The 15,001-nt window shown below is 43.0% G+C and carries 6 protein-coding genes; all 6 read right to left on the bottom strand.

Annotated features, from left to right (window positions below; translation table 11 throughout):
* The 6 genes from J2X69_RS13875 to J2X69_RS13850 all read right to left on the bottom strand — a co-directional run bounded on the left by J2X69_RS13875 (position 1) and on the right by J2X69_RS13850 (position 14,910).
* Positions 1-837, bottom strand: coding sequence for a polysaccharide biosynthesis/export family protein (locus J2X69_RS13875; RefSeq protein ID WP_310104262.1), 837 nt, complete (start codon positions 835-837; stop codon positions 1-3).
* A gap of 33 nt (positions 838-870) precedes the next feature.
* Entirely contained in the window at positions 871-8,904 is an 8,034-nt protein-coding gene (locus J2X69_RS13870) for a PKD domain-containing protein (protein WP_310104259.1), read from the bottom strand.
* 92 nt (positions 8,905-8,996) lie between these two features.
* Positions 8,997-10,301, bottom strand: coding sequence for a nucleotide sugar dehydrogenase (locus J2X69_RS13865; protein ID WP_310104257.1), 1,305 nt, complete (start codon positions 10,299-10,301; stop codon positions 8,997-8,999).
* A gap of 246 nt (positions 10,302-10,547) precedes the next feature.
* Positions 10,548-12,233: a capsule assembly Wzi family protein gene (locus J2X69_RS13860; protein WP_310104254.1), complete on the bottom strand. Its 1,686-nt coding sequence runs from the start codon at positions 12,231-12,233 to the stop codon at positions 10,548-10,550.
* On the bottom strand, positions 12,230-13,318 hold the full coding sequence (locus J2X69_RS13855; protein ID WP_310104251.1) for a DUF1972 domain-containing protein: 1,089 nt from the start codon (positions 13,316-13,318) through the stop codon (positions 12,230-12,232). Before J2X69_RS13855 ends, J2X69_RS13860 begins: the two co-directional genes overlap by 4 nt.
* On the bottom strand, positions 13,315-14,910 hold the full coding sequence (locus tag J2X69_RS13850; protein WP_310104249.1) for a glycoside hydrolase domain-containing protein: 1,596 nt from the start codon (positions 14,908-14,910) through the stop codon (positions 13,315-13,317). The genes J2X69_RS13855 and J2X69_RS13850 overlap by 4 nt, the downstream gene beginning before the upstream one ends.
* Positions 14,911-15,001: the final 91 nt, after the last annotated feature.

Raw genomic sequence — 15,001 nt, 5'->3', positions numbered from 1 at the left:
TTACTTTGAAAGGTTTAGCACCAAGGCTGCAAAAGTGAAAAGGGTGATCAGAAGTGTAAGGGTTTGGGCGGCAGTTTCTCCCGCTCCTACTTCTCTCACCTTGAGCGGCTCAGCGTAAATCTGGTCATTCGGTCTGATAAAATAAAAATCGCTGTACAACAAGTCACGGTCATTGAGATTTATATCATGTATTTCACTCCCATCAGCATATTGCCTGATCAGCTTTACATTGTCTCTTCTAGCCAAGGTGGTCAGATCACCCGCATTGGCGATCGCCTCAAAAATAGTCATTCTATCCTGAAGTATCACATATTTTCCGGGAGCCTTAAATTCACCAAAAGCACTATATCTGATACCTCCCAGTTTAACGCGAACAAAAAAATCACCCCGAATATAAGCTTTAAGGTTTTCTCTGATTTGCTCCTTTGCCTCATCCAGTGTGAGGTTTCCTACCTTAACCTGTCCCAATAGCGGTATTTCTATAAAACCGTTTTTGTCCACAGTATAGCCTGTCATATAATACACATCTCCTCCACCCTGTCCAGGCTGCATCCCCATGGTCTGCCCTGTTTCTGTGGTATTAAGACTAAAGCCTTTTCTCAGAATCTCATCATTGGTCAATACCTTCACATCCACGATATCGTTGAACTGCAATCGGTAATCCACCATACGATGAGGAATTCTTTTACCTGATTCCAGCGCCTCGTTGTTGTCTTCATTTTGAAGATAAAGGATTTTTTTATTGGAGATACAGGAACTTATCAGGCCGAAAAAGCAAAGAAGTAAAAGTGACTTTAAGACAAAATTTGCCTTGATGATAGTATTGGTGCTATTCATATTTATTCAAGTGTGTCCATTTGGAGTGCAATATTATCTAATTAAAATAAAAACACCAGAAGTTTCTCCTGCAAACCCTCCACGGCTTACATATTTCCCCCTATACACATAATTCCCGTTCTTTGCAGGTGTGTCCCTAAATGTTCCGTCCCATCCCTTATCTTCTAATGACGAAGATTCATAGATCAATTCGCCCCAAGTGGTGAACACGTAAACCTTCAAAGAAGCCAGTCCCCGGAATTTAGGGAAGAAATAATTGTTTTTCCCATCTCCCCGATCCGGGGTAAATGCATTGGGGAAAATAATATCAAAATCATCCGAAATCTCCAGCTCTCTTACCACCACACTTTCACAGCCAAGATCATCCCAAGTCTTCAAAATTATCAGATATGTTCCTATATCATTGAACACATGGGTAGGGTTAGCTTCAGTTGAGGTAGTTCCATCCCCAAAATCCCATTCCCATCTGACAGGATTACCTTCACTTCTATCCACAAACTGTACCTCATCTCCTATTCCCACCTGCTGATTTGTCACCGGCTGTCCAGCTACTACTTCTACTTCATAGTCAAACTTGGCCACCAGTTCTGCTTCACTGATTCTTACTAATATACGATCAGTAGCACTATAACATTTTGAATTTTTGTGCTTCATTCTGACTTTATAAGTCCCCGTTTCAGATATCCGTTTGATATCCTCCATTCTCATCTGATTATCTTTTTCATCCAAGACTTCATAATCATAATTGGCGGGATCGAAACCATCAATATATAAGGATAAATCCACTGTCTGGGTGGGGTCGCAGACGAGAGATGGGTTTCGAGTACTCAGATTTGGAGGAGTCAGTACCGTCACCACAGCTGGAGCAAGCTTTCTGCCGCAGGGTCTATTGATGTCTAGTTCTGCAAAGTAGGTCACGGGAGAATCAGAAAGAGTTAAGCCTGTGATGGTAAGTTTCCCACGGGAATCCACCTCGTAGGTAAGATCTCCATCAGTGCTTGTGCCTACACTAATAGGATCCAGTCCCTCGCTATCTTTAAACCAGGTGTAGGAAAGTCCGTTTCCCTGACCAGTTTTCACCCCGGGAGTAAGCTCTGCTACTTCACCCTCACAGATAGTTAGGTCATCTGCGTGCACTTCGAGCGGCTCATTCGTGATAGTCAATGCAGGTTCTATCTCTTCACATTGGTTCGCATCTTTCACTCTCACCTCATAGCTGCCCAGCGGTTGGTTCTCAATCGTGAAATTATTGCCGTTCAAGCTAATATCTGAGGCCGGCACCGGACCTGCATCTCCTACAGCCTCTACGGTATAAGGAGGTGTGCCACCGGAAATGGTACCTATTATCATTCCATTGGGACTGAGGCAGCTTGCTCCTATAGCACTAGCCCGCAATTCCAAAGGAGCAGCCGGTCCGTTAATAGTGAAGGTTCCTACTTCGACCACACAGCCACTGGAGTTTTGAGCCTCCAGCTTATACGTACCCGGAGCTAGCCCCCCGATGATACCATTCGGATAAGACTGATAAGCGCCGCCATTCAGGCTAAATTCCAACGCTTGTCCTGCGGGTACATTCAGTTCAAGGCTTCCTCCTTCTCCGAAGCATAGCTCATGAATTGGATTCACTTGCACTCGCGGGTTTCCAAAAACTCCTATATCCACTTTCTTTTCATCCCCTGGGCAAACTCCATCTCCTGCCACTGTCACTCTAAGTTCAAATGGCGCATTATCGACCGTGATACCCGCCATGCTGAGATTGCCTTGTGCATTCAGGGTGAAGGTAACACCGTCTATAACCTCTCCATCCGAGATTTTGTTGGCTGCGGAGACAGTACCTCTGTACCAAGAGAATACCGCATTGGAATTTGCGGGATTTACCCGGGGACTAATGGAGATAGGGTTACCATCACAACTGGAATAGGCCGGATCTACAATGATCTCCGTAGGTCCGTCGGCCACAGTGATGGGATCAGCTAAAGAGAATATGCAGTTTTCATCATCTCTAACAGTGAAAGTATAGCTCCCCTGTCCAAGGTTGTCAAACGTATATTTTGTATCTGAAGTGGTATGTGTAAGCTCGGATCCGGTAGCCGGTGTGAGCGTCAGTACATAGGGTGGCTGTCCTCCCTCCCATTCGAAACTCAGGTAGCCGTCCGTCAATCCACAGGCAGCATTTTTGGAGTCTACCAAATCTCCCTTGAGCTCAATCGCCGGGTCTATGGTCACTGTGAAGGACTGCGCACACGCAGCTCCCTGTGCAGTTATAGTGTACGTGCCGGGAGCAAACTCTGCAGCTGCCAAATCGGCTGCATTATAGGTGGTATTGCCTATTCTGAAGCTCATTCCAGCCTCTGCTGTACCGCCCAAAATGATTTTTCCATCTGCTGCCCCATAGCAACTCTCCTTTTCTCCCGTAAACGTCAAGACAGGAAAATCAAACACCTCAAAAGAAACAGAAAGCTCCACGTCTGTACATTCTACCACCAAATAATAGGTATATTTTCCCGCAGGGAGACCATCTATTTCCAGTGTGGAATTCACCCAATTATCAGGATCTACCACAATGGTATAGGTAATATTGGAATTTGCAGGATCTACGCCGTCACTGATCAGACCGGATTTTCCCGATCCTTTATACCACGTCACGTTAGTTCTGGCCACAGGGGCATTGGGATCTCCCGGTGTATGAACAGCTTCCAAAGAAATCTGCTCACCAAAGCATTCATCAGAAACAGGATTAATTACATAAACAGGATCCGGAGCGATTTCTATCTTAAAATCAAAAACTTCAGTACATCCTTCAGCATCAGTGACTGTAAGAAAATATACCCCTTCTGCAAGGTTTTTTATCCCGGTAATAGGCCCGGTGATAGGAGTTCCGGTAGGACTGTCTTTTGTCCATTGATGAGTATAATCCCCCCAGCCTCCGGAAATAACCACATTCATAATTTCCCCGTTGTCCTCACCGCAACTGGCCGGGATGGGCACATTTGGAGCCATTTCAATTGGTCCTGCAGGTCCTTCTATAGTAAAGTCTTCTGTGAAAGTACAGCTGCTCAGTCCATTGGTGTCACGGATAATCAGTGTGTAATTCCCTGCCGATAACCCCTCAAATAAAGATTCTGTTTGCCAGGCTGTTCCATTGATACTAAACTCAAACGTTCCGCTTCCACCGGAAACATTTTGTACTAAAAGCTGTCCATTGGAATCTCCAAAGCAAACTATCGGAGAGGGATCGAGCGAAGCTTCAATCTTATCCAATATCTTCACGGAAGACTCGGAATCTACGGCACAGATATTTGTTCCGCCTACTCTGGCATAGTAGGTAAAATCACCCGGTGTAAGACCTCCAACTGAAAGACTGTAATCCTGTAAAATTGTGAAAGATATCTGACCATCCTGAGTTCCATCTAAAATCTCATCAGTATAGTTTGGATTTTTATACCAGCGGATTGCAATCGGAGCACCTGCAGGGGCATCAATATCCGGCCTCAAGACTGCCTCCGTCCCTGCACATATCTCCAGGTCTGTGGGGCTGACATCAATTTCTATCCCATCGTTATTGGTCAACGTAATGGTAGGCAAAGATTTCTCGCAGCCATTCTCATCTACTACTTTAATATCATAGGTATCAGGAGCCAAGTTAGTAATGGTGTACACTGACTCAGCCTCGCTCATATCAAAATCGGAAAGCGGCGCTCCATTAACGGTAATTACATAATCCGGCGTACCGCCCTCTACCTCAAAGCTAATTTCACCGTTGGGAGCTCCACAGGTAGGATCGTCTGCAGAGAGTAGTACAATCAAAAGTTCCGGTGTCGGCTCGATCGTCCTATCGATTTCTACCGAGCAGCCAGAGAGCTTATTGGTGATCAGGATGGTGTACGTTCCGGCAGCCAATCCTTCGAAGGAATTGGAAGCGGAGGTGAATGAAGTTGGATTTCCAACCAATTCATAGGAGTAATCAGAAGATCCTCCCGAAGTCAATAGAAGACTCCCGGTAGCTTCTCCAAAGCACAAAGGGGAAACCGGCTCAAAGTCTGCTTCGGGAATCGGGCTGACCGTCAAAGTCACCGCAATGGGCTCAAGTGGACAATCATTCAAAATATCCGGCTTCAGATAGAACGTGTAGGCACCGGCATTTGTGATAGAACTGACTTCAAGTTGTCCGGTGTTTGCATCTACCACGAACGTCATGCCCAAGTCTGTATCCTCTCCCGAAAGAATTTCATCAGCTTCGGCAGCATTCTCATCCTTGTACCAGCGGAAAACAGGCGCAGCATCCGGTGTGCCGGGATTATCTATGGAAGGAATAAACGTGTGTGATTCATTTAAACAGATTTCTTCATCTTCCAGGGAATACTCAGGCAGAATCTGGGCAACTAAATCTCTGCTATCCTGAGCAGGACAGGAATTCTTATCTTCAATAAGAATAACATAATTATCTCCGGGCAGATTTTCTACCAAGAACGAATTTGGACTTGTTTCAGTGAAATCATAGGTAGAAAGCGCATTTCCATTTATGGTGATCGTATACCCACCTTCATCCAATGGAGTGCCCCCTGATACTTCGAATAAAATCGTACCATTATCAAGATTACAGGAAGGGCCAGTTGAATCGAGAATAGTAAAGACAAGTTCTTCAGGATCCGTCAGAGTCAGTTCTTCTGTACCCTCGCAACCGGTACTTAGATTTCTGACGCGTATGGTATAGTCTCCTTCAGTGATTCCGGAGTCAAAAACAGGACTCGACTGATATCCTGTAATTCCTACCAGCATGTATTCGAAATCAGCCGCATTACCATTGGTAACTCCAACCTCAATAAAACCATCGGACCCACCGAAGCAAGAAGCAGATTGTGAGCGCACTATTTCTATTATCGGAAGAGGATTCACAGTAATAGTGGCTGGAAGTATGGGTAACTCACATATCACTGGATTATCCGGATCAGTAGGATCAATGGAAGGCCTGAAATACACAATATACTCCTCTTGATCAGGGGATTCGGGAAAATCAGCGGCAGTTAAAGTCCCGGTAGCAGGATCTACAGTGAAAGTAATATCCCAAGGATTTGTATTGGTTCCCCCTATTTCCTGAGTTGCATCCTCATCAGAATACCATTTGAAATCGGCAGGAAGATCAGGATTACCGGCATCTACGCTTACAGAAATTTGTATGGTATCATCTGCACAGACACTAATGTCTTCCAGAGAAAATACAGGGAGAATCTGAGGTGTTATTGTTTCTGAGGAGACAACAGTACAAAGTTTATCATCTCTGTTGCTATCCCTCACTGTAAGGGTAAGACTGTAAGGTTCTACTTGAGAAGGTAATGGAGATACAGTGAATGTAAATCCATCTCCATTTCGGACTACGTCTGCAATACTCAGATCAGGATGCCCTTCGAGGTCAACTATTGAGTAATCTCCATTCCCTCCTTTTACTTCCCAGGTAATTGATCCGCTGTCTACTTCACAGGTAGGATCAATAAGTTCCGTCACTTCCAGTTCTAGTTCCTCATCCGGACCTTCGATTTCAAAGGGATAATATGCCTCACAGGTAGGATTATCGGCAATGGCCCGTACAATATATAATCCTTTGGACAATCCTTCAAAAACGCCGGATGACTGTTCTGGCCTAATAATTACCTCAGGCTCACCATCAGGTACAGTTCCATCCAGCAATTCGTATCTGGTAATGGGTTCATTTCCACGCTGGAAAACAATAGCTATGCTTCCTGTATTGTCCAAGCACCAATCCTGAACAATAATCGGTTCATTAGGCTCCACCGCAGCGTAGGCGGTTACTGTGGCTCCCACTTCTAAATCCCCAATCATACTACATAGATTTTGACCGGGGTTTCGGTCTTCTCTCAGTTCTGTAAAAAACTCGTAGATCTTTGGACTTCCATCAGCGTTGGGACTTAGATTTTCAATAGTAAGGGTTCCGTCGGATTGTGTACTATAAGTAGCTCCGTCCCGCTCCACCGAAGCTGCATCGGAAGAGGATATAATCAGATCATTCTTTTGAGCATCTGCATACCAATTAAAAACCGGAGTGACTCCATTGGACAAATATTGCTCATCCACTTCCGGGGTAAAGCTTACGGTTTCCCCTTCACAAATAATACGGTCATTATCTTCAACAGTGACTGGGGTACCTGTCTCTACATCGACTACAATAGCATCCAATGCGGTATAGCAAAAGTCTCCTGAAGTAGTGGGGTTCCCAATCACGAGAACATATTGACCCAAATTTACATTATTCAATGAAAATCTAACTGAATCCGCCTGTAATGGACCGGCTATATCTTCAATTTCACTCGGTAAAGAATTTCCGGAATCATTAATAAAATCTACTCCCGTAAGGTCTTGACCCAAAGGATAAAATTTCCACCTGTAATCAAATCCATCTATCAATTTGGATACTGTTTGTCCTATACTCCCATCATTTTGTCCATCACACGTAGGGTCTCCTATTTCCGGATCTCCTTTGAATTCGGGAATTGGATTAATTTCAACGGTAATCACTCCCAAATCAGAAGTAAATCCAAAATTATCAGTAACAGTATAATAAATTTGAGTCGTTCCGGGCAGCCCGCTGGTATGAGTAAACTTGACTCTAATTTCTTCCTCCTTTTCAAAATCATCCCGATCCAAATCCTCGAGAATTACTTCAAATTCTCCAAGATCCGTTTCAATCATTGTTCTTCCATTGTTACACACATCACATATCTGCGCTATGCCACAATCCAGATATTCCTCCAAGAAATTAGGACTAGGACGAAACATCCATGGCTTGGTAGGATCATTTATGTCGTATTCGGTAGTTTCGTATAGCTGAATACACTGAATAAATGCTAAATCCGAACTTCTTAAATCTATAGGAATATCAATTTCAGCGGTTTCTCCGATACAGATACGGGTATCACTTGGAGATACGTCAGGCACTACATTTTCATCTTTGGTGGATACATTCACCGCAAGATTTGCGATCTCATGAAAGTTGGAATTCCAGCCTGTGGCAGCTGAAAAACCGATCTTAATATCTCCGGGTGCCGGGAAATTATATGGTAAATTGTTAAAAATTTGGTGATATTCAGTACCTGTTCTCACCCAGAGAGTAATCGTGTAATTCCCACTAGGCACCCCGCCAACTATTACCGGTTGGATATCCAAATAAACTTTTCTGTAATCTGGGTCCAAACAATCCGTAATTCTGGTGTTTCGATCAAATGCGTCTATGTTAAAATTAAATGGAGCGATATCCGTTTTAACAAAATAATCACCCTGCGCTACTCCATAAACTCCACCGGTGGGAGCATTCCAATTTCCCAGAAATGGATATGGAAAAGGTGCTGCATTATGCGGACCACGGATTACTATATTTTGGAAATAATTTCCGTTGGGTTCAGGTGCAGGAGCGGCTATGCCTGTATTGTTTTCAAATCCAGAGCCTCTTCCCTGAGAACGAGTGATAAATCTACCCCACTCATCAAACGCAATTCCCATGTATGCCCCGCTTAAACCAGGAATATTTGTGGCGTTTTGGATTAACGGTGAATAGCCAATAGATCCTCCAAATCCACCTACTTTAAATTCATTAGGTGAGCCATTTGCGGGATCGCCATAATCAGCATCAAACATAAAAAAAACAAATCCATCTGCTCCTTTGTCAGGCACATAGGTAGGGCTAGCAGGATCCGGATCGTAAGAAGTACCTCCATAACTGTAATATTCAAATGATACCTGAATTCCATATTTAATGGAAAAAGGGATATCGATATACATAGCCCCCGACTTTTCCATACCATTATCTGTAAGCCGAAAAGCATTGCCGGCAATCCAGGTAGCGTCATTATCCGGGATAGTATTGAAGATTGTTTCCGGGCGTAAACCTTCCGCAGCCGATTGTGTAAAAGGTTCACAATAAGGAAAACCTTCTCTGGAAATTTGAACTCCCTGTCCATTCGAAAAACCCGGCAAAAGCAACAATAGCGTAGTACTTATCCAGAGGAAAGTAGAAATGCACTCTGTAAAACTATGCCGTTTAGCTGCTTGGATCATTTATGGCCCATTGAGAAATCCCTAATATCAAATATAAACATATACAAGACAATGGATACTTCCATAGTTACTTTTGAATCAACCAATTTGAATTAAAGCCTTGCATCTATCCTGTCTTTTTCCAAAATCCCCTTGACATCAAATACCACCTGACGGTCGGATTTTACTATTGGAAGTTTTAGAAATTCCCTGTGTGCCACGGCAAGTATCACTGCCGAATAAGAGTCTAGATCAGGCGCTTTATTCTTATCCAATATAGTGATTCCATACTCATGTGCCACTTCTTCCCTATTGGCCCAGGGATCATATACCTCTACCTCCATATCATAGGTCTGTAGCTCCCGGTAAACGTCTATGACCCGTGTATTCCTCACATCAGGACAGTCTTCTTTGAAGGTAAAACCAAGTATCAAAACTTTTGAATCGATCACCTTGATATCCTTGCGCATCATCAGTTTCACCACTTCAGTAGCTACATGCTTGCCCATACTGTCATTCAGCCGGCGTCCTGCCAGGATGATTTCCGGATGATACCCCATTTCCTGAGCCTTCTGAGCCAGATAAAAAGGATCCACTCCTATGCAATGCCCACCAACCAATCCGGGTTTGAATTTCAGGAAATTCCACTTGGTGCCGGCGGCTTCAAGTACTTCGTTGGTGTCTATACCCAGCAGATTGAAGATCTTTGACAGTTCGTTTACAAAAGCTATGTTGATATCCCGCTGAGAGTTTTCGATCACCTTGGCGGCCTCGGCCACTTTGATAGAAGATGCTTTGTAGGTGCCTGCGGTAATCACGGTACGGTAGAGCTGATCTACAAACTCCGCGATTTCGGGTGTAGAACCCGAAGTGACTTTCAGAATTTTGGACACAGTATGCTCTTTGTCTCCCGGGTTGATCCGCTCGGGAGAATACCCCGCGAAAAAGTCCACGTTAAACTTCATTCCTGAGTGTTTTTCCAGAATAGGCACGCACTCATCTTCTGTGACTCCCGGATACACGGTGGATTCGTAGATGACTATATCTCCTTTTTTAAGGTAGTTACCAATATTCTCCGAAGCTTTCAGCATTGGAGTAAGTACAGGACGGTTATGCTTATCTGTAGGAGTAGGTACAGTTACGATATATACCGTACAGTCAGCAAGATATGCGGATTGGGCGGTGACAAGCAATCCTTTTGCACCCGGTTCATCGAAGTCTTTAACGATAACGGACTGGAGCAACTCATCCTCAATCTCAAAGGTGTAGTCCCTTCCAGCATTTAGCTGCTCTATCCGCTTGGCATCTATATCAAATCCGACGGTAGGGTACTTTTTGGCAAACTCTACAGCGAGCGGTAACCCCACATATCCCAATCCGACGACGGCAATTTTCACGTCTTTCAATTCTGTGTTCATAGTTAATTAACTTTCAAAGGAATTTAGTTGATACGAAATTCCTATTGCATTCATATTATAATCTTCTCCCCTTCAGACCCGGCAATCAGCATTGTTGTATTGGGCTTAGCTCTCACTAAATACCCCGAAACAGATTAAATTTATTCCCTTTGCTCCCTATTCTATACGGGTTCGGTACTCGAACTACTATTCCGATAGAGAGCGCAAAACTAGCAGATTTGGAATGGGATTGAGCTTTTCCTTAGGCTACTTTTGAAATTGGTAGATTAGACTCAATGTGCCGGAGAAGGTCCAAAGCTGTTGCCCTATTGGGAAATCAGGCTTGGAATCGGCAGCATTTTCCCATTGGTAATTTGTCGCCCTGGTTAACTGGGTTTTGCTGCTTAGGATAAATCTTTCCCACTGATGATCCCAAAGTAAGCCCATAGTTAAGTCAATCCAGGGTTTTTTCTCCTGATAGCCTTCAAATGATCCGTAGAAAAAATCTTGATGGTTTTCTAAACGCTGAACCAACAATCCGATTTTGTTTAGCCCGGAAATTCTTGAAAACTCCAGCATTTGAACATTTCCTCCTACTCCGATGCCCACTCCCATTGACTGTCCTTCATTTGTAAATCCTCTTGCCTGGTAATGCGTATGCCAAGTGGCATTGAAGGAATTCAATATTTCGTATCTGACATACCTATTGACGGATTCCTGCTGGTGCACTAGCTCCCCTCTTATCTGATACTGAACATGTTCTTTACCGGTCTTTACCAATTTGGAAAATCCGAACAAATATGCCCGGGCATGCTCCGGATTCATGATAAATTCTCTCCAATCATAATTATGATCTCTCTTTCCGTATTCTGCATACAATTCAATGTTTGCTTTAGAGTTTAAATACCTAACTGACAAAGCTATTTGCTGATCCTGCCCGTTCGCATCGTAGTCAATTGAGTGATTATCTTGAAAAAAATTCTTCTTCTGAAATGACTGAAATATAGGAAACCTCCCAATAAATGTATTTTCAACCTTGTCACTATATTGTTGGAACGTTCTGTTAAAGCCGAAGAAAAAATTAGGCAGAAATACCGGCTGATAAGTCAACGAAAGCCCCGTAACATACTTCCAATCACCGGTAAACGGAAGAGCATATAGGATGTTGAATTCTTGATTTTGTGAAGGTAAGATCCCGGTATCGTCCGCTCTTCCCACAATAATTTCTGATTCCAGCTTTCCTATATAAATATCAGTAGGCTTGCTTGTCCGCAGGAAAAAATGCTTCATACCTCTGGCATTATTACTGAATGTCAAGGAATTAAACTGACCGGGTCCCCACCAGATATTTTGTGTACCTGCTCCCAGTTCGACCGGCCCTATATCCAAACTGACACTTGATTGTCCCCACCAGAAAAATGAGTTGTACTCTTCGGTAAATTTTTCCGGATGATCGCCATAATTCCAAAACCTAAAACGATTTCTGTCTATCCCCGCCCCAAATCCATCTCCATATCCTTGATAGCCTTTGTTTTGACTTCTGACATATTCGGGACGAAACTGAAACTTGAGAAAAAAAAGCTTTCCGGAAATACCCGGAGAGATCAGGGTTTGAATTCCGGCACTGTTCATCATACTATAATTACCCCAACCGAAGGGTCTGTTGGAGTTATACACTGTAGTACTCAAAAGAGGCAGGATTTCCAATTGGATTTTCTTTTCCTTAGTTGGAATAGAGTCCTTTAAATCTCCGAAGCGGTCCTGCTTCAAACTTACTATGGGTCTCAATCCGAAGGAGAAATCTTTGAGCTCCTCATCTCCCAATAACTGTTGCCTCCTAAGATTCTCCTCCAATACAGGAAAACCGGCCGGAATAGTCTGGGAAAAAGCTACCTTGGCAAAACCCAGTCCTACAGCAAGACAGCTTACGAAGATATAATAGTTTACTTTCAAATTGATTTCAGCATTTTGACGTACTGCTTATTTATGGCCTTCCAGGAGTAATTCTTACGGGCAAGTTTATACATATTTTTGGAGATTGCCTCTCTGTCAAACTCTTCCAAGCGCAACAATTGCTCCAGTAGCTCTTTTGAATCCTTGAAATAAATAGCCTTATTGAAGGTGGTTTCTCTGTTGTAATTCACTCCAAAAGCTATAATAGGAAGACCTAAGTACATCGCCTCTACCAAAGATGGATTAGTGCCGCCGGCACTGTGTCCGTGCAGATAGTAGTGACAATTTGATCTTAACACATTTATTTCATCACTGGTATATATAGGATTGTAGAGAATTACATTGTCCTTGGTGGAGTACTTCTCATACAACCTCATACCGTACTCACTGGCATTCCAATTCCCTACGATGACATACGGGATGCTTAGCTCATTTTCGGAAAAAACCTCAAGCTGCATCTCTATGTTATTTTCAGGCTCAATTCTACAAACAGTGAAAATGTATGGGGAAGTAATAAACGAATACTTCCTCTTGTATGGACTGGGATCCACGTAGTTTGCGTGATTAGCCCCATAGGCAATCAGATGGGAATCTTTCCCGTATTCTTGCTGTACGTAATCGTATATGTGCTTATTGTCTGAAATAACTGCATCAGAGAACCTCACGGCCAAGGCTTCCGAAAATTTCAAAAATCGCTTGGCGAAAAATCCCCATTTATCACGCTTCCATTCAAGTCCATCTATGTGTGTGACGATCTTCGCATCGGTAAATGGCCTTATCATCGGAATAGTAATAGCTCCCGAAATTCCCAGAATTAGAATGTAGTCGAAGCCTTTTACTGATTTCCATAGTGATACAGAATCATATATCACACTTTGAACACCATTTGCTTTCAAATTCAAATAGCGAAGCTTTGCTCCCTTATATATATCCGGTTTGTGAGAATAACTGTGACTTTGGCAGTAGATCGTAATATCGTAAAATTCGGGAAGCATATCCAGCAGATATTCCACCAAAGTCTCAAATCCTCCGTAGTTAGCAGGAACCCCCACTATGCCTACAATGGCAAGCTTTTTCTTAATCATTTATTTAAGTAATTCTTCATGGTATATACCATACCGGACCTTTCCTTTTCATTATTAAGCAAATAATAACGGGTATGTAAATTCAACAACTCCTTAGTCGTATGTGATTTGACCTTGACATCAGCTTTTAGCACTTCTTCCAATGCATCTATTAGGATCAAATACCTGAGGGAAACCTGCCCTTCCGGATATACAAAATGGCTATCTCCCGATGGCAAATCCGGAAATATGGCTGATTCCATAATCCGGGGAGACCATAGATTAAACGCCCATCTCAACATCCCATTGTATCCCCTGGCTCTAGAAAGCATCACCAAATAATAAATATCACCATAATTGGAGCCCATCAACATATTGGGCTGGGCCTCATAGCAAGAAGTATAATAGGTGGTTTTATACCCTTTTGATTTCCTGGCAGACAACTTATCAGGAGCAAGAACGATATTGCTTGCCAGGGAGTAATCGTAAACCAATTCTGACAAGCCGGGGCTGAATCTCCCGGAATACCCGAACTTAAACGCAGGATCTATGCTCTGCACGTATTTTATTAACAATGCAGTACTGTTTGCATCCCGCTCATCCACCCAAAAAACAGTTTTATCCATCCAGTTTTTTGACTTAAGAAAAGAGGCGAAATCCACTAAAAAAGGCTCCCAGAACTTAGTATAAGCTTCTGTACCCGGTTCAGATTTAAAGGTCCTTACAGTACCTGATGCTTCATCGAAATAAAAATAAGTCAGATTCCAGGGGAAAAGATTATGAACTGCAATCTCTTTATCAATTCCTTTCGAAGCTGCGAGCTCTATGTATTTTACAAAGGTAGAGTAGTCATATGAGTAAGTTCCATCGGGCTTTTTACGGACCTGAATCATCATTTGATCTACCGGTTTGATTGAGGTATTAAAGAGATCGTAAAAGACCGAAGTGGTAACTACCGTTTGATTTAGATCTTTCAACTGCTCAAACATTCCTTCAATCAGATCCCAATGTTCTTCGGAGTAGGGTGTAAGATTATAATAGGTGGAAATGGACAGCGGAAACTGCCAAAAGTCCATATCGTAATCAAGCGAAGAAAAATCGGGTAAGGTCCTGCCAATGACATGTAAGGTTCTTTCCAATTTCAGTGAACTTCCATTTTGATCAAACGATAATTCCAGCCGGTATCTTCCGGATTTCAGTTTTTCAGGGATTTTGATTTTCACCGCCCCATAAGAAGTGCCTCCTTCGGCCTTAAAAGAATTTTCGGTTAGAAATTCTGCCCGGTCCGGGAACATTTGCTTTTCAAAAGTCCCGTTAGCCTTGGCAGTGCCACAGTTACCCGCAGAAGCATCCCCTTCTACCGCATGAAGCTGAACTACTTCAAGTTGTATATTTTCGCCAGTAGAAGTAAGTCGAAAATTCAGATCACTTACAGTCTCGGAATTGATGACAAAAGGAAGAATCACAGTTTCATTTTTCCACGCTTTGGTTACCTTATTGTCAGGGAACTCAGCTCCCCAATCTTCAAAAGTGGTAAAGTGTCCAGTAATCTGAGCTTGAATACCAGTCGCCTGAATAATGCAGATCACCAGAAATAAGACAGCACTTTTCATCTGTTTATAATTTGATTTTTAGAGGACAGATAGCCTGTCCTGAACTTGATTCGGGAGAATCTCGCATGTATTATAATCATTCCAGTGTGTG

The sequence above is a fragment of the Algoriphagus sp. 4150 genome (assembly GCF_031457395.1).
Lineage (GTDB): Bacteria > Bacteroidota > Bacteroidia > Cytophagales > Cyclobacteriaceae > Algoriphagus.
Note: the sequence above shows the minus strand (reverse complement) of the source record. Positions and strands in the feature narration are given on the sequence as shown.